The 16131-nt window shown below is 75.2% G+C and carries 14 protein-coding genes; 11 read left to right on the top strand and 3 right to left on the bottom strand.

The genetic code is table 11. The features are described from left to right. The first annotated feature begins 31 nt into the window (after window positions 1-31). The 5 genes from ACFVVU_RS02490 to ACFVVU_RS02510 all read left to right on the top strand — a co-directional run bounded on the left by ACFVVU_RS02490 (window position 32) and on the right by ACFVVU_RS02510 (window position 4763). The gene (locus ACFVVU_RS02490) at window positions 32-1744 is read left to right on the top strand and encodes a condensation domain-containing protein (RefSeq protein ID WP_387787971.1); all 1713 of its coding nucleotides are present in this window, start codon (window positions 32-34) and stop codon (window positions 1742-1744) included. Window positions 1745-1794: 50 nt separating this feature from the next. Then, window positions 1795-2172 carry a hypothetical protein gene (locus ACFVVU_RS02495; protein ID WP_387787973.1) on the top strand — a complete coding sequence of 126 codons (378 nt, stop codon included), beginning with the start codon at window positions 1795-1797 and terminating at the stop codon, window positions 2170-2172. A gap of 120 nt (window positions 2173-2292) precedes the next feature. Next, window positions 2293-3198, top strand: coding sequence for a DMT family transporter (locus tag ACFVVU_RS02500; RefSeq protein ID WP_380683347.1), 906 nt, complete (start codon window positions 2293-2295; stop codon window positions 3196-3198). Between the two features lie 48 nt (window positions 3199-3246). Then, on the top strand, window positions 3247-4047 hold the full coding sequence (locus ACFVVU_RS02505) for an SDR family NAD(P)-dependent oxidoreductase (RefSeq protein ID WP_380683346.1): 801 nt from the start codon (window positions 3247-3249) through the stop codon (window positions 4045-4047). Continuing rightward, on the top strand, window positions 4044-4763 hold the full coding sequence (locus tag ACFVVU_RS02510; protein WP_387787975.1) for a polysaccharide deacetylase family protein: 720 nt from the start codon (window positions 4044-4046) through the stop codon (window positions 4761-4763). The genes ACFVVU_RS02505 and ACFVVU_RS02510 overlap by 4 nt, the downstream gene beginning before the upstream one ends. 49 nt (window positions 4764-4812) lie before the next feature. On the opposite strand, the gene ACFVVU_RS02515 is transcribed toward ACFVVU_RS02510, so the two are convergent. The 3 genes from ACFVVU_RS02515 to ACFVVU_RS02525 form a co-directional block, all read right to left on the bottom strand. Next, window positions 4813-5898, bottom strand: a complete 1086-nt coding sequence (locus tag ACFVVU_RS02515; protein ID WP_387787976.1) for a hypothetical protein — start codon at window positions 5896-5898, stop codon at window positions 4813-4815. A 20-nt stretch (window positions 5899-5918) separates the two neighbouring features. Continuing rightward, on the bottom strand, window positions 5919-6863 hold the full coding sequence (locus ACFVVU_RS02520) for an NAD-dependent epimerase/dehydratase family protein (RefSeq protein ID WP_387787977.1): 945 nt from the start codon (window positions 6861-6863) through the stop codon (window positions 5919-5921). Between the two features lie 68 nt (window positions 6864-6931). Beyond that, entirely contained in the window at window positions 6932-8056 is a 1125-nt protein-coding gene (locus ACFVVU_RS02525) for a DegT/DnrJ/EryC1/StrS family aminotransferase (protein WP_387787978.1), read from the bottom strand. A gap of 465 nt (window positions 8057-8521) precedes the next feature. Here ACFVVU_RS02525 and ACFVVU_RS02530 point away from each other — a divergent pair, with 465 nt between their 5' ends. The 6 genes from ACFVVU_RS02530 (at window position 8522) to ACFVVU_RS02555 (ending at window position 16011) form a co-directional block, all read left to right on the top strand. Continuing rightward, on the top strand, window positions 8522-10750 hold the full coding sequence (locus ACFVVU_RS02530) for an MMPL family transporter (protein WP_387787979.1): 2229 nt from the start codon (window positions 8522-8524) through the stop codon (window positions 10748-10750). Between the two features lie 252 nt (window positions 10751-11002). Further along, the gene (locus tag ACFVVU_RS02535; RefSeq protein WP_387787980.1) at window positions 11003-12205 is read left to right on the top strand and encodes a sensor histidine kinase; all 1203 of its coding nucleotides are present in this window, start codon (window positions 11003-11005) and stop codon (window positions 12203-12205) included. Continuing rightward, on the top strand, window positions 12202-12885 hold the full coding sequence (locus ACFVVU_RS02540) for a response regulator (protein ID WP_380688501.1): 684 nt from the start codon (window positions 12202-12204) through the stop codon (window positions 12883-12885). Before ACFVVU_RS02535 ends, ACFVVU_RS02540 begins: the two co-directional genes overlap by 4 nt. Before the next feature lie 128 nt (window positions 12886-13013). Beyond that, window positions 13014-13295 carry a penicillin acylase family protein gene (locus ACFVVU_RS02545; RefSeq protein ID WP_380688499.1) on the top strand — a complete coding sequence of 94 codons (282 nt, stop codon included), beginning with the start codon at window positions 13014-13016 and terminating at the stop codon, window positions 13293-13295. A gap of 447 nt (window positions 13296-13742) precedes the next feature. Beyond that, entirely contained in the window at window positions 13743-14345 is a 603-nt protein-coding gene (locus tag ACFVVU_RS02550) for a carbonic anhydrase (protein ID WP_387787983.1), read from the top strand. Window positions 14346-14523: 178 nt separating this feature from the next. After that, window positions 14524-16011 carry a SulP family inorganic anion transporter gene (locus ACFVVU_RS02555; RefSeq protein WP_380688495.1) on the top strand — a complete coding sequence of 496 codons (1488 nt, stop codon included), beginning with the start codon at window positions 14524-14526 and terminating at the stop codon, window positions 16009-16011. Window positions 16012-16131 lie beyond the last annotated feature (120 nt).

Consider the following 16131-nt stretch of genomic DNA (forward strand, 5'->3'; position numbering starts at 1 on the left):
GGGACCTGTCGAGCCGAAGGGCGCGCACGACGTGACGTACGACGTGGAAGAGGCCGATGGGCGGATCACGGTCCGCTATGCCGGTGCGAGCGACGGCACCGGCCCGCTCACCCTCGGCCAGGACAACATGATCCGCTGCATCCGGCGTGACCGGCCCGAGCAGATGAACCAGGCCTCGGCCTGGCCGGTCCCCGACGGCACCACCGTGCCCGCCGCCGTCGACGCGCTGCGCGCCCTGGTCGAGCGCCACGAGTCGCTGCGCACCGCCTTCCCGCCCGGCCCCGCCGCGGACGCCTTTCCCGAGCACCAGCAGGTTTGCCCGGAAGGCGAGTTCACCGTTGTCACCGTGCCCGCCCGCGACCGCACGGACAGCGAACTCGACGCGCTGGCCGATGAATTGGCACAGGCCGATGTCGCCCTGCCGCTCGACCTCGGCGCCGCCCCGCGGCTGCGCTTCACCCTCGTCGCCGACGGCGAGCTGGTGCGCAGACTGGTCGTGACGGCCTGCCACGCGGGAGTCGACGGCGCCGCCGTCACCCTGCTCATCCAGGACTGGCTGGCCCTCGCCGCCGGCAAGGAACTGCCGCCCGCCACCTCCCGCACCCCGCTCCAGGTGGCCGCCCAGGAGCAGAGCACGCAGGGCCGGCGCAAGACCGCGGCCGCGCTCAAGCACTGGGAGGCGATCCTCACCACCGGCCCCACGACGGTCTTCGCCACCGACGGCATCACCGGCCCGCCGGACGGGCTGGCCGCCGTCCTGCTGCGCTCCCGCACCGCCGCCGCCGACCTGGAAGCGGTCTGCCGCCGAACCGCGGCCGGCCCCTCGGCCGTCCTGCTCGCCGTCTTCGCCGCCCTCACCGCCCACCGTGCCGACCGCACGGACCTGGTGATCTCGGCGCTGTCCGCCAACCGCCAGCGCGCCGCGCTCGCCGACCACATCGGCACCCTCGCCCAGGACGCGCTGATCGCCCTCGACACCGCGGCCGGCGACCTCGACGAGCTGATCGGCCGGACCAAGTCGGCCTCCTTCACGGGCTACTGGCACAGCACCCTCAACGCCGACAAGGTCTGGCGGCTCATCGACGAGGTCTCCGAGCGGCGCGGCGCCCGCTTCGCCCGCCAGGTCGTCGTCAACGACCTCAGCCTCGCCATCCCCGAGGCGCTGTCCGACGCCCGCCCCGCGCCCGCCGCCGACCCCGAACTCCAGTGGCTGCCCGACCAGCCGATGCCGGTCCGGCTGATGCTCAACCTCCTGCGCACCACCGGCACCCTGGAGTTCGCCCTGCTCGCCTGCCCCCAGGTGCTCGACCGGGCCGACACCGAACGCTTCGCCCACGCCGTCCCCGCCGTGCTCGCCGCGGCCGCCGACCGCCCCCTCCCGCTCACCGAGCTGGCCGCGCTCAGCGGCCTGCGCCCCGCCACCCGGACGGGCGACTGGCACCGCGTCGGCGCCGACTGGATCGACCTCGACGCCGTCCGCGCCCTGCTCGCCGAGGCCCTCGGCCCCGCCGCCGCGGCGGTCGACCTCGTCCGCACCGACGACGACGGCCTGCTCGCGCGCATCGCCACCGCCCACCCGGCCCTCACCCCCGCCGCCGCCCACCGCGCGGTGATGGCCGCGCTCGGCGGACGCGAGACCGCGATGGCCCCGCAGCACTACACCGTCCACCCCTACCCGGACGCGCTCCCGCCCGTCTGGTCCGCCCTCCCGGTGCTCGCCGAGGGCACCGGCCGTGACGGCTGACGGCTGCCAGGGGTAGCCTCCCCGCAGGGAACGGGGAGGGGGAGCGGGACATGCACGTCCGGAGCCTGGTGAAGGCCACGATCCTGGCCGAGATCGGGATGGCGCTGCTCATCGGCCTGCTCGCCCTGGCGGTACGGCTGCTGCTGGGGGACGACTGGACCCAGGGCATGCCCTGGGGGATCTGCATCTTCGGCGCCACCGGAATCAGCGGCGACTACTACCGCAGGCGCCCGCCGAACCGCCGCCGCGGGGTGCTGGCCGGCCTCGCTGTGCTCGGCGTGCTGGCCGTCGCCATCACGACGGTGGCGGACCTCTGGGTGGCGGGCGACCTCGGGGGGAATGTGTACGTCGGGCTCGCGCTGATGGCCACGCTGCCCGTGGCCAACGGCGTCTTCGCGTACGTCGCCGGTCCCCCGACCGCGCGCTGAGGCCGACCGCTCCCCGACGCCGACCGAGCGCTGACACGGCCCTTCTGCGCCACGGCCGCGCCCGGCAGACACTGGGGGTGACCCCCGTTCCCCGGGGCGCCCGCCGACGCCGGGAGGGCCATGCTGCTCGGACTCACCACCGCCCTGGTCGCCACCGTCTGCTTCGGCTTCGGCTCGGTCTTCCAGGCGGGCGGCGCGCGCGAGGCCCCGCACATCACCCGGGTACGGTTCGGCCCGCTGGCGGCGCTGCTGCGCTCCTGGCGCTTCCTGCTCGGCACCGCCCTGGACATCGTGGGCTTCGCGCTGAGCATCGTCGCCCTGCGAAGCCTGCCCCTCTTCCTGGTGCAGGCCGTCACCAACGCCAGCCTCGCCGTCACCGCGCTCGCCGCCGCCCGACTGCTCGGTGCCCGGCTGCACCGCGCCGACCTGCTGGGCATCCTGGCCGTGGTGGTCGGCCTCACCCTGCTGGCCGTCGGCTCCGGCGAAGCGGGCCGCGACCACGCGCCGTCCGCGTTCCACTGGGCGCTGCTCGGCACGACCGTGCTGATGCTGCTGCTCACCCTGCTGCTCGCCCGCCGCGACGGCACCGCGGCGGCCGTGGGTCTGGGCCTGTTGGCGGGCGTCGGCTTCGGCGTCACCAGTCTCGCCGTCCGGGTCTTCGACTTCTCCGGCCCGCTCGACGTGTTCACCGACCCGGCGGCGTACGGGCTGGCGCTGGGCGGCCTCGGCGGCTACCTCGCGTACGCGCTCGCCCTGCAGCGCGGCACGGTGACGGCCTCGACCGCCGCCAGCACCGTCTCGGAGACCTTCGGCCCGGCGCTGGTCGGGGTGGCCGCACTGGGCGACAGCGCCCGCCCCGGTTACGCCTGGTGCGTGCTGACCGGCTTCGCGGTGGCGGTCGGCGGCACCGTCGTCCTGTCCCGCTTCGGCGAGGTGGAGGCCGAGCTGGGACCGCCCCCGGACACCGGCGACGACCACTCACGGCCGCACCCCGGTCGCCCTGACGGAACCGCCGTGCGAAGGTGACTTGCCGGACAAATCGGACGGCGAGGCGCGCACAGAGCGGCAGGTGCCATGACCACGGACGACGACCATCCGCCCTCCCCCCGGGCCCGGCGCCGACCCGCCGCCGACCCGCCGGTCGCCCTGCTGACCGGCGCCTCCTCGGGCATCGGCGCGGCCACCGCCGACCGGCTCGCCGCCGCCGGCTGGCGGCTGCTGCTCTCCGGCACCGACCAGGCCCGGCTCGACGCGGTCGCCGCCCGCACCGGCGGCCGGCCCCTGCCCGCCGACCTCGCCAAGCCCGACGGCGCCCAGCGCCTCGCCGAAGCCGCCCTCGCCGCGGCCGGACGGGTGGACGCCCTGGTCGCCAGCGCCGGCCTCGGCTGGCGCGGCCCCTTCGCGTCGACCCCCGCCGACACCCTGGACCGGATGCTGGAGGTCAACCTCGCCGCCCCGCTGCGGCTCACCCGCCTGCTCCTGCCCGGCATGCTGGAGCGCGACCGGGGCCGGATCGTCCTGCTCGGCTCGATGGCCGGCCAGGTCGGCGTCCGCGACGAGGCCGCCTACGCGGCGACCAAGGCCGGGCTGACCATGTTCGCCGAGAGCCTCTGGTACGAGCTGCGCGGCACCGGCGTCGGTGTCCGGCTGATCCTGCCGGGCGCCGTCGAGACCCCGTTCTTCGCCACCCGGGGCACCGACTACCAGCGCGAACGCCCCCGCCCGGTCCCCGCCCAGGAGGTGGCCGACATCGTCCTCGGGGCGCTCACCACCGAGCGCGACCGGGTCTTCGTACCGCACTGGCTCGGCTACCCGGCCCGCCTCCACGGCGCCGCTCCCGGCCTGTTCCGGCGGATGGCGTCCCGCTTCGGGTGAGGGCCGGCGTCCTGCCGGGCACCGCGGCCGCCGTGGAACTGCTGCACCTCGCGCCGGCCGCCGTCCGCCTGCCGCCCGTCAAACGCCTCGCCGCCCGCCGCACCGCCGGCTACGGCGACCCGCGACACATCGCCCTGACCTTCGACGACGGCCCCGACCCGCGCGGCACCCCGCCGATCCTGGACGCCCTGGACTCCCTCGGTGTCCACGCGACCTTCTTCCTGCTGGGCGCCATGCTGGAACGCGCCCCGGACGTCGGCCGCGAGCTGGTCGCCCGGGGACACGAGGTCGCCGTCCACGGCTGGTACCACCGCCGCCAGTACCGCCCGGCCCCCGCCCGCGACCTGCGTGAACTCCGCCGCGCCACCGAGGCGGTCACCGACCTCGCCGGCACCCGCCCGCACTGGTACCGCCCCCCGTACGGCGTCCTCACCGCCGGCCTCGCCCTCGCCGCCCACCGCCTGGGCCTGCGCACCGTCCTGTGGACGGCCTGGGGCCGCGACTGGGAACGGGGAGCGACCGGCCCCTCCGTCTACGCCACCGCCCGCCCCCACCTGGTCGGCGGCGCCACCCTCCTCCTCCACGACTCCGACGACACCTCGGCTCCCGACTCCTGGCGCGCCACCCTCGCCGCCCTCCCGCTGATCGCCGCCCACTGCCGAGCCCACGACCTCACCTTGGGCCCCCTCCGCGACCACGCCGTCCCACGCGGCTGACCGCCCATCCCCGCGCGTGCGGGGGCGAGGGGTCCGGCGCGGCCGGTCGTCAGGACAGGCCGACCCGCTCCAGGGCCGCCGCGAAGCCCGTGCGCCAGCCGTCGGGGGTGGCGCCGGGCGAGGGGGGTGGCTCGGGGCGGTCGACCGCCGCCAGGGCGGAGCGGACGACCTCCTCCGGGCGGGCGGAGACGACGTCGGCGTGGCCGAGTTCCAACTCGTGCTGCAGGTTGTCGCGGCCGTGGCCCTGCACCACGTCGAGGAGCAGCAGTCTGCGGCCCAGCGCGCGGGCCTCGCTGCAGGTGTCGCCGGAGCTGGTCACCACCAGGTCGGCGGCGGCCATCAACGCCGGCACCCGGTCCGTCCAGCCGAAGGGGTGCAGCCGCAGCCGACGGGCGGCAGCCCGCCGCAGCCGCCGTTCCAGCTCGGCGTTGCTGCCCGCCACCGCCAGCACGTGCGGACCGGCGTCGGCCAGTGCCGCCGCCGTGCGGGCCAGCGGCCCGAGGCCCCACGCGCCGGAGATCAGCAGCACGCACCGGGCCCCCGGCGGCACGCCCAGCTCCGCCCGCGCCTCGGCGCGCGAGGGCGGCCGGTAGAACGGCGCCCGCAGCGGTGCGGGCAGCACGGCGATCGGCGCGTCGGGACGGTAGCGCCGTACGCCGCAGGCGGCGACCTCCGAGGTGACCAGGAAGAGGTCGCTCTCCTCCTGCACCCAGAGCCGGTGCGGGGTGACGTCCGTGCACAGCACCAGGTGCCGGAAGGGCCGCGGCCCGCCGCGCAGCCGGTTGACCGCCGAGGTGGCGGTGGCGAAGACCGACACCACCAGCTCCGGCCGCTGCTCCGCGAGCAGTGCCCGCAGCGCCGGCACCAGCCGCCGCCGCGCCGCCGCGTCGGCGAGCAGCGCGATCCGGGCGCCGGGGCGCAGCGCGGAGAAGTGGAACGCGTCGTAGAGGCCCGGCAGGCCGAGCAGCCGCCGGAACACCGCCTCCCCGGCGGTGCCGGCGCGCTGCCCGAGCAGGGCCATGGCGTCGACGGTGGCCGTCGTCCACCCGCGCGCCTCCAGCGAGTCCGCGCAGGCCCGGGCCATCACGTCGTGGCCCTGGCCGAGCGAGCCGGAGACCAGCAGCGCGTGCGGCACGGTTCCGCCCCCTCCCGGCTTCAGGCGTCCGACCGCGGGAAGGCCTCGGCCCGGTACCAGTCCGCGTAGCGCCGCACGCCGTCGGCGAAGTTGGTCCGCGGCGACCAGCCCAGCAGCCGCTTGGCCTGTGCGGCGGAGATCCGGCGGCCGGCGTAGTCGGCGGTCCGTGCCTCGATGTGCTCGATGGTGACCGGTCCGAGCAGTTCGTCGACGGTGTCGGCGATGTCCCGCACGGAGACGGCGGTGGAGCCCTCCAGCGCGAAGGTCTGGTCCTCGGCGGCGGGGGAGAGGGCGCGGACGTGGGCGTCGGCGAGGTCCTCGACGTAGACGAAGTTGCGGCTCTGCCGGCCGTCGCCCGCGATGGTGATCGGCCGCCCGTCGAGCGCGGCCTGCACGAAGCGGGCGACCACCAGCGAGTCGCGCATCCGGGGCCCGTAGGGGATCCCGTAGCGCAGGATGGTGAAGTGCCGCCCGTAGAGCTGGCGGTAGCTGTGCACGAGCATCTCGGCGGCGAGCTTGGTGGCGACGTACAGGTGTCCGCTGTGCTCCAGCTCGATCGGGACGTGCTCGTCCAGCTCCTGCTCCTCGCCGTCGAGCGCGGCCTCGGTGAGCGCGGCGCCGTAGACCCAGACCGTGCTGGCCAGAACGGTGCGGCTGAGGTCGTTGCGCCGGGCCGCCTCCAGGACGGCCTCGGTGCCGTCGATGTTGGCGCGGACGGCGCCGACCGGGTCGGCGGCGACGCGTTCGACGTCGGCCTGCGCGGCGAGGTGGAAGACCACCTCGCAGCCGTCCAGGGCGGTGGTGAGCGCGGGCAGGTCGAGGATGTCGATCCGGGCGTGGTCGGCGCCGGGGTTGAGGTACTTGTCGGTGGTGTCCACCGCGAGCACCTCGTGCCCGGCGGCGAGCAGCCGGTCGACGACGTGTGAGCCGATGAATCCGCATCCCCCGGTGACCGCAATCCGCACGGCTTCCTCTCCTTCGTCTGCTTCATCCCTGTCGGGTTCTCCCGGTCGGCGGGGCCGCCGGTGTCGTGTCATCCCGCGAAGCGGCGGTGGACGGCGCTCACCGCCTCGATCACCAGGTCGGTCTCGTCCTCGGTCATGTCGGAGTGGACCGGCAGGCAGATCTGCCGGGCGCAGACGTCCTCGGCGACCGGGAGGGCCGCGCGCCGGTAGGGGGCGAGCACCGGCTGCAGGTGCAGCGGCAGGTCGTAGACCTCGCCGGAGAGCCGTACGCCGTACTCCTCGGCGACCGCCCGCTTGAAGGCCGCCCGGTCGGTGCCGGCGGGCAGCAGCGCGACGTACTTGTAGTAGTTGCCGCGGCAGCCGGCCGGCTCGGTGACCGGGTCCAGCCCGTCGAGCGCGCCGAGCGCCGCGTCGTAGCGCTGGGCGACCCGGCGCCTGGTCTCCACGAACTCCTTGAGCCGGCGCAGGTGGACGGTGCCGATGGCGGCGTTCGGCTCGCTCATCCGCCAGGACGCGCCGAGCCGGACGTGGTGGTTGGTGGTGAACGAGCCCTTGCCCTGGTCGCGGTGGATGCGGGCCTCGTCGCGCAGCTCGGCGGACTCGGTGAGGATCATGCCGCCCTCGGCGCTGGTGGTGACCTTGGTCGGGTAGAAGGAGAAGGCGCCGGCCACGCCGAAGGTCCCGGCGGCCCGGCCCCGGTAGCTGCTGCCGTGCGCGTGCGCGGCGTCCTCGACCAGCGGGATGCCCCGGGCGTCGCAGATCGCGCGCAGGGAGTCCACCTCGGGGGTGATCAGCCCGCCGATGTGGACGAGTACGACGGCGGCGGTGTCGGGGGTGAGCGCGGCCTCCAGGGTGTCCGGGGCGAGCGCGAGGGTGGCCGGGTCGACGTCGGCGATCACCGGCCGGCCGCCGGCGTGCAGGACGGCGCCGGCGGTCGCGTAGAAGGTCACGGCGGGGACGACCACGTCGCGGTCGCGGACGTCGAGGCCGCGCAGGACGATCTCCAGCGCGGCGGTGCCGCTGGCGACGGCGACCGCGTGCGAGGCGCCGTGCTCGGCGGCGAAGGACTGCTCGAACCGTTCGGTCCAGGGACCGAGGGTGAGCGCCCCGGTGGCGAGCATCTCGCTCACCGCCTCCGCGACGGCCGCGCGGTCGTCCTCGTCGAACACGATGCGGGCGGCGGGAACGCCCATGGGCACCTCCGGCTACGGGACGGGCTGTGGACGGGCTGTGCGCCCCTCGGGCCGTCGGAGACGCGGAAACCGTGAGGGCACATCGTTGCGAACCTGGACGAATAGTCCGGGCCAGGCACATCACGCTACTTCGCCCGCCGGGCCGCGGCCCGTCCGCACCTCCGCGCGGGTGACGCAGGGCGGCGCGGACTCGGGCGGCCGTCCCGACCGGCACCCCCGACAGCCACCCGGGAGCGGCCCTCGGCCGCAGGTCGGAGCCCGGCCCCGGGCCTCCACCCCGGGGACTACTCCGCCCGGGGTCGTACTGCTGCGTCCGCATTAGTCCGGAATGCCTGCACAGAGCCGACGCGGAGGAGGCCCCCGTCGACCCAGGATGGTCATGCTCCGGGCGTCCCCGGCCCACCGGCCGAGTGCGCCGCCCGGCCAACCCGACCTGCCCGCCATCCGTAAGGAGTCCGCTCTCCCGTGGCCACTTTCCTCTACCGCCTGGGCCGATGGTCCTTCCACAGGCGCCGGCTGGTGACCCTGCTCTGGGTCGCCCTGCTGGCCGCCGTCGGGGTGCTGGCCGCCAAGGCGCCGGCCGCCCCCGACGACGGTTTCGCCATGCCCGGCACGGAGGCGCAGAAGGCCTTCGACCTGATGGACCAGCGCTTCCCCGGCGCCACGTCCGACGGTGCCTCGGCCCGGATCGTCTTCGTCGCCCCGTCGGGCCAGAAGATCACCGCCGCCGCGAACCAGCAGACGGTCGAGAAGGCGGTCGCCGAGCTCGCCCACACCGACCAGGTGGTCAGCGCCGTCGGACCGTTCCAGGCCGGCGCGGTCTCCCAGGACGGCACCACCGCCTACGCGACGGTGAGCTACAGCGAGAAGCCCGGCAAGGTCAGTGAGACCGCCACCGAGGCCCTGAAGGCCGCGGCCCAGCACGCCCGCGACGCGGGCCTGACCGTCGACATCGGCGGCACGGCGCTGATGGAGGTCGGCGAGGCGGGCGGTTCCGCCGAGGCGATCGGCATGGCGATGTCCGCCGTCGTGCTGGTGATCACCTTCGGCTCGCTGCTGGCCGCCGGACTCCCGCTGCTCACCGCCCTGATCGGCGTCGGCCTCGGCATCGCCCTGATCACCGCGCTCGGCAGCACCCTCGGCCTGTCCACCACCACCAGCACGCTGGCGATGATGCTCGGCCTCGCCGTCGGCATCGACTACGCGCTCTTCATCGTCTCCCGCTACCGCGCCGAGCTCCTCGACGGCCACGAGCCCAGGGAGGCCGCCGGGCGTGCCGTCGGCACCGCCGGCTCGGCCGTGGTGTTCGCCGGACTCACCGTGATCATCGCGCTGGCCGGCCTCTCCGTGGTGGGCATCCCGATCCTCGCCAAGATGGGCATGGCCGCGGCGGGCACCGTGGTGATCGCCGTCCTGGTCGCGCTCACCCTGGTCCCCGCCCTGCTCGGCTTCCTCGGCCGCAAGGCGCTGTCCCGCAAGGACCGCAAGGGCAAGCGCGCCGCGACCGGGACCGACGGCGCCCGCCCCAACGGCGGCACCCGCTGGGCCCGCTTCGTACTGCGCCGTCCGGTCGCCGTGCTGGTCCTCGGCGTGGTCGGCCTCGGCGTGCTCGCCCTGCCGGCCCTGGACCTGCGGCTCGGCCTGCCCGGCGACGAGGCCAAGCCCACCTCCACCACCCAGCGTCGCGCCTACGACCACCTCTCCGAGGGCTTCGGCCCCGGCTTCAACGGCCCGCTGACCGTCCTGGTCGACGCCAAGGGCACGGCCGACCCCAAGGCCGCGGCCGACAAGGTCGCCGAGACCGTCAAGGCGCTGCCCGGTGTGGTCGCCGTCGCGCCCGCGATGTTCAACCAGGCCGGGGACACCGCGCTGGTCAACGCCGTTCCGGCGACCGGCCCGAGCGACGCGGCGACCACCGACCTGGTCCACGCCATCCGCGACAAGGCCCCCGAGCTGAAGTCCACCACCGGTGCGACCGTGCTGGTCAGCGGTGCGACGGCGATGAACATCGACGTCTCGCAGAAGCTCAACGACGCCCTGCTGCCCTACCTCGCGGTCGTCGTCGGCCTCGCGGTGCTGCTGCTCCTGGTGGTCTTCCGCTCGATCCTCGTCCCGCTCAAGGCCGCCCTCGGCTTCCTGCTCTCGGTGGTCGCCGCGCTCGGCGCCGTCGTCGCGGTCTTCCAGTGGGGCTGGCTCGCCGAACTGATCGGCGTCGAGCAGACCGGCCCGGTGATGAGCATGATGCCGATCTTCATGATCGGTGTGGTGTTCGGTCTGGCCATGGACTACGAGGTGTTCCTGGTCACCCGCATCCGGGAGGCCTTCGTGCACGGCGAGGAGCCCGGTGAGGCCGTGGTCACCGGCTTCAAGTACAACGCCCGGGTGGTCACCGCCGCCGCGCTCATCATGATCAGCGTCTTCGCCGGCTTCATCGGCATGAGCGAGCCGATGATCAAGATGATGGGACTCGGCCTGGCCGCCGCCGTCGCCCTCGACGCCTTCGTGGTCCGGATGGCGATCGTCCCGGCCGTCCTCGCCCTGCTCGGCCGCCGCGCCTGGTGGCTGCCGGCGAAGCTGGAGAAGATCATCCCCGACGTCGACGTCGAGGGTGCCAAGCTGCAGACCGCGGCGCCCGTCCCGGCCCCGGCCGACGGCCCCGACGCCGACCCGGTCCGCCACTCCGTGGGCGTCTGACATGGGCGTCTGACCCATCCGGCCCCGCCGCGGCTCCCACCCCCATGGGAGCCGCGGCGGGGCCGCGCCCGACCCGGCGGCGCGCCGGCGGGCAAAATGGTATGAACCGCATCCGTACTACCGTTCCAATGGTCGGTATGTACTGCATCTGCAGTATGCCCGCCACATGCAGTACGTCCCCACTCCCTTCGCCGGATCGTCCGGGCCCGGCGAGGGGCCCGCCAGGGCAGCCCCGGACCGGGAGAAGCGAGCATGACCGAGATCTGGCTGCGCCGCGTACGCAGCCGCCACCCCCTCCTGCTCGACGTGCTGCTCGTGCTCGCCGTGTTCGTGGTCACCGCCGGGACGACCACCATCGACCGCCTCGGGAACCCCATCGCGCCGAACCCGGCCGCGTTGACCCTGGCGGTCCTCTCCAGCCTCGCCCTGTTCGGCCATCGCCGCCGGCCCTATGTGGTCTTCGGGGTCACCCTCGCCTGCAGCCTGGCCCTCTGCTTCGTCGCGACCCAGCTCAACGTCGGCCTGGTCGCCCCGCTGCTGATCGCGCTGTACTCGCTCGCCGTGCACACCGACCGGACCACCGCGCGCGCCGCCACCGCGGTCTCGGCCGTCCTGGTGACCGTCGCCACGGTCATCAACGAGCCGCACACCTCCATCAGCATCAAGATCGGCGTCATCGCCTGGATCCTGCTGCCCGGAGCCATCGGCGACTCCGTCCGCGCGCGCCGCGCCCACCTCGCCGCCATCGAGGAACGCGCCGAGCGAGCCGAGCGCACCCGCGAGGAGGAGGCCCGCCGCCGGGTCGCCGACGAGCGCATCCGGATCGCCCGAGACCTGCACGACGTCGTCGCCCACCACATCGCCCTCGCCAACGCCCAGGCCGGCATCGCCGTCCACCTCCTGGACCGCCATCCCGCCCAGGCCCGCGAGATGCTCAGCCACCTCACCGACGCCACCGGCTCCGCGCTGCGCGAGCTCAAGGCCACCGTCGGCCTGCTGCGCAGCGCCGACGACCCGCAGGCCCCGCTCGAACCCGCCCCCGGCCTGGACCGGCTGCCGGACCTCATCGGCGCCTTCGAACGGGCCGGCCTGCCGGTGCGCCTCGCCGTCGAGGGCGAGCCGCAGCCGCTCTCCCCGGGCGTCGACCTCACGGCGTACCGGATCCTCCAGGAGTCCCTGACCAACGTCGCCAAGCACGCCGCCGGTTCCACCGCCGACGTCACCCTCGCGTACTCCGGCAGCCGTGTCCTGCTGACCGTCGCCAACGGGCGCCCGGCGCCCGGCCCCCGCTCCGGTGTCGTCGCCCCGGTCGGCGGAGGCTTCGGCCTGATCGGCATGCGCGAGCGCGCCGCCGCCGTCGGCGGGCGCCTCACCGCCGACCGCCGGCCCGGCGGCGGCTTCCTGGTCTCCGCCGAACTGCCCCTGCGCACCGCCGCCCGAGAGGAACACCCGTGACCATCCGAGTACTGCTCGCCGACGACCAGACGCTGCTGCGCGGGGCCTTCCGCGTCCTCATCGACGCCGAGGAGGACATGCAGGTGGTGGGCGAGGCCGCCGACGGCCGCGAGGCGATCGACCTGGCGAAGAACCTCCGCCCCGACGTCGTGCTCATGGACATCCGGATGCCCGGCGTCGACGGCCTCTCCGCCACCGCCGCCATCTGCGGCGACCCCGAGCTCGCCGGCACCCGGGTGCTCATCCTCACCACCTTCGAGATCGACGAGTACGTCGCCCAGGCCCTGCGCGCCGGCGCCGGCGGCTTCCTCGGCAAGGACGCCGAACCGACCGAGCTGCTCGCCGCCCTGCGCCGCGTCGCCGCCGGCGACCCGCTGCTGTCGGCCGCCGCCACCCGCGCCCTGATCGACCAGCTGCTCGCCCACCCGGAGCCGGACCGCGGCCCCGCCGCCGCCCCCGAACGCCTGGCCGCCCTGACCGCCCGCGAGCGCGAGGTGATGGCGATGGCCGCCACGGGTCTCAGCAACGAGGAGATCGCCGCCCGGATGTTCGTCAGCCCCTTCACCATCCGCACCCACATCCACCGCGCCATGGCCAAGCTCGACGCCCGCGACCGCGCCCAGCTGGTGGCGCTCGCCTACCAGACCGGCCTCGTCCCCACCCCCCGCCCCCGGGACTGACCCCGTCCGCGGGCCCGTCCGCGCGCCCACCCGCCCGCGTCCGTCCGGTGACCTGTCCGCCGGGTGGGCGCCGGCGGCCCGCCCGCATCCCGCTGCACGGCTGCTCCAGTGGGACCGGCTGCTTCAACGTGCTCACGGCCGGGCCTGATTCGGGCACCGGAGGCGGCACCTGCCCCGCGGACCTGAAGGGTGTCCCGCTCGGCGCCGGCTTTCTGATGGCCACCGAACTGACCGACCGCGGTCCGCGCACCCGGACCCTGCTCACCTACGGCGAGTCGGCCGACCCGACCTCGCCGCACTTCACCGACCAGACCCGCCGCTACGCCGACAAGCAGTGGGTGACCGAACGCTTCACCGAGGCCGAGATCCGCTCGGCCCCGGGCCTCACCGTCACCACCCTGCGTCGCTGACGCCCCGTCGATCCGTCCGTCCGGGCCACCGCCGTTCCCCGAACAGCGGTGGCCCGCAGGCGTGTTCGGGGGCGCGCGGACCTCGCGAGGGGCGTGCGGAAAGTGCGAGTGCATCAACGTCTTGACGCTCCGTCAGGTTCCTTCCGGGGTGCGCAGGCCGAGGCGGAAGGGTGTGTGCCGTTCATGGCAACAGGATGTTAACCAGATCGGCACACTCTGAGCCCTGGACGAGCTTTTGCCGACCCCATACCCGTGTTTTACTTCCCCTTGACGCGTCATCAGGTCACCGGGGGAGCACCGAGGGTCACCGACGCGGCTGCGCGGCGCGCCATCGACCCGCCGCGGCCGCACCCACCCGTCCGGGGGCATCTGGTTCCGACGTGCCTGCCCGTCCACCGCCCCTCCCGGCCGACGCCGCGAGGGTCACCGAAGGAGGCATCCACCACCATGGAACCGCTCATCGACCGGGCCCGGGCGTTCCCGCAGCGCGTGGGCGACACCGGCCGGGAACTCACCGCACTCGCCGCCGGCCAGGCCCCGCAGGCCCTGTTCATCACCTGCTCCGACTCCCGGGTGGTGCCCGCGCTGATCACCGGCGCCGATCCCGGCGACCTCTTCGAGCTCCGCACCGCGGGCAACATCGTGCCCGCCTACCGGGCCGACGCCGCCTCCGGCGAGACCGCCACCATCGAGTACGCCGTCGAGGTGCTCGGCGTCCGCGACCTGGTGGTGTGCGGACACTCGCACTGCGGCGCGGTCGGAGCCGTCGTGCGCGGCGAGGACCTCAGCGTGGTGCCCGCCGTCCGCTCCTGGCTGCTCCATGCCGACCGGGCCACGCTCCGTGCGGACGGTGCCGACGTCTTCGACCCGACGGTGGCCGGCCCGGTGCAGCGCCACGTGCTCGCCCAGCTCGACCGGCTGCGCGGCTACCCCGCCGTCGCCCGCCGGCTGAGCGAGGGGCGGATCCGGCTGCACGGCTGGTTCTACGAGATCCACACCGGACTGGTGCTCGCGCACCGGGCCGACGCCGGCCTCTTCCTCCCGCTGTGACTCCGCCGCACGGTCCGCCACCGCACGGTCCGCCACCGCGCCGCCCTTCCCCGCACCGCCCCTCCACCGCACCGCCCCTCCACCGCACCGCCCCTCCACCGCACCGCCCCTCCACCGCCCCTCCACCGCCCCTCCACCGCACCGTCCACCGAACCCTCCGCACTCTCCCGAGGACCCGATGACTCGTCGTCCCGCCCTTCGGCTGAGCACTCTGCGCTCCGACCTCCCCGCATCCCTCGTCGTCTTCCTGGTCGCCCTCCCGCTCTGCGTGGGAGTCGCCGTCGCCTCCGGCGTCCCGGCCGAACTCGGCCTGGTCACCGGCATCGTCGGCGGCCTGGTGACCGGCCTGATGCCCGGCAGCAGCCTTCAGGTGTCCGGCCCCGCCGCGGGCCTGACCGTGCTGGTCCTCGCGGCCGTCCAGGAACACGGCCTCGCCACCCTCGGCGTCATCACCGCCGTCGCCGGCCTGCTCCAGCTCGCCCTGGGCGCCGCCCGCCTCGGCCGGCTGTTCCGGGCGATCTCCGTCTCGGTCGTCCAGGGCATGCTGGCCGGCATCGGCCTGGTGCTGATCGCCGGTCAGCTCTACGCGCTCGCCGACGCCAAGGCGCCGGCCGGCGGCCCCGCCAAGCTCGCCGGAATCCCCGGGCTGGCCGCCGACGTCGCCGGGGATCCGCACGCGGTGGCCGCGGCCGCCATCGGCGCCGGGACGGTGGCGGTCCTGCTGCTCTGGCCGCGCCTGCCGGCCCGGGTCCGGGCAGTCCCGGCACCACTCGCCGCCGTCGCGGGCGCGACGGCCGTCACCGCCCTGTTCGACCTGCCCGTCGCCCGGGTCGAGGTGGCCGGACTCACCGGGGTCCTCCACCTGCCCGGAGCCTCCGACCTCGCGGCGCTCGGCAGCCTCGGGGTGCTCGGCACGGCCGTCGCCTTCGCGCTGATCGCCTCGGCCGAGAGCCTGTTCAGCGCGGCCGCCGTCGACCGTCTGCACGACGGCCCGCGGACCGACTACGACCGCGAACTGCTCGCCCAGGGCGTCGGCAACACCCTCTGCGGCCTGCTCGGCGCGCTGCCGATGACGGCCGTCATCGTCCGCAGCGCCGCCAACGTCCAGGCCGGCGCCCGGACCAAGGCCTCCCGCGTCCTCCACGGCCTCTGGCTGCTGCTCTTCGCGGCCCTGCTCCCGGGCTTCCTCTCCGCCATCCCGCTCGCCGCGCTGGCCGGCGTCCTGGTCCACGCCGGGGCCAAGCTGGTCCCGGTCCGCACCCTGCGGCCGCTCTGGCGGGCCGACCGCGGTGAGGCGGTGATCCTGGCCGCCACGGCGATCGCGATCGTCGTGACCAACCTCCTGGAAGGGGTGCTGCTCGGGCTCCTGCTCGCGGTGCTCAAGAGCGCCTGGGACACCTCCCACCTCCAGGTCGCGGTCACCGAACTCCCCGACGGCGCCGTCCGGGTGAACCTGCACGGGAACGCCACCTTCCTCCGGCTGCCCCGTCTCCTCGAAACCCTCGAATCCCTGGAGGAGCTGCCGGCCGACCGTCCCGTGCGGCTCGACCTCGCCGGTGTGCGCCACCTCGACCACGCCTGCCGCAGCGCCCTCGAACTCTGGCAGGAGCGCCACAACCGCAACGGCTCCGCCGAACTCCTCGGCCTGCCCGCGGCCTCCGTCTGACCCACCCGGGCCGGGGGGGGCCGGCCCCCCCCCCCCCCCCCCCCCCCCGGGGGGGGGGGGGGGGGGGCGGGGGGCCCCCCCCCCCACGCCCCCCCCCAACACCCGAAGAAGAAAGCATGG

It is taken from the genome of Kitasatospora sp. NPDC057965 (genome assembly GCF_042887135.1).
GTDB lineage: Bacteria > Actinomycetota > Actinomycetes > Streptomycetales > Streptomycetaceae > Kitasatospora.

Bases quoted from the DNA above. Each gene is read 5' to 3' on its own strand.
- ACFVVU_RS02495 (WP_387787973.1), top strand. From the start codon at position 1,795: ATGCACGTCCGGAGCCTGGTGAAGGCCACGATCCTGGCCGAGATCGGG.
- ACFVVU_RS02500 (WP_380683347.1), top strand. From the start codon at position 2,293: ATGCTGCTCGGACTCACCACCGCCCTGGTCGCCACCGTCTGCTTCGGC.
- ACFVVU_RS02505 (WP_380683346.1), top strand. From the start codon at position 3,247: ATGACCACGGACGACGACCATCCGCCCTCCCCCCGGGCCCGGCGCCGA.
- ACFVVU_RS02525 (WP_387787978.1), bottom strand. From the start codon at position 8,056: ATGGGCGTTCCCGCCGCCCGCATCGTGTTCGACGAGGACGACCGCGCG.
- ACFVVU_RS02535 (WP_387787980.1), top strand. From the start codon at position 11,003: ATGACCGAGATCTGGCTGCGCCGCGTACGCAGCCGCCACCCCCTCCTG.
- ACFVVU_RS02550 (WP_387787983.1), top strand. From the start codon at position 13,743: ATGGAACCGCTCATCGACCGGGCCCGGGCGTTCCCGCAGCGCGTGGGC.
- ACFVVU_RS02555 (WP_380688495.1), top strand. From the start codon at position 14,524: ATGACTCGTCGTCCCGCCCTTCGGCTGAGCACTCTGCGCTCCGACCTC.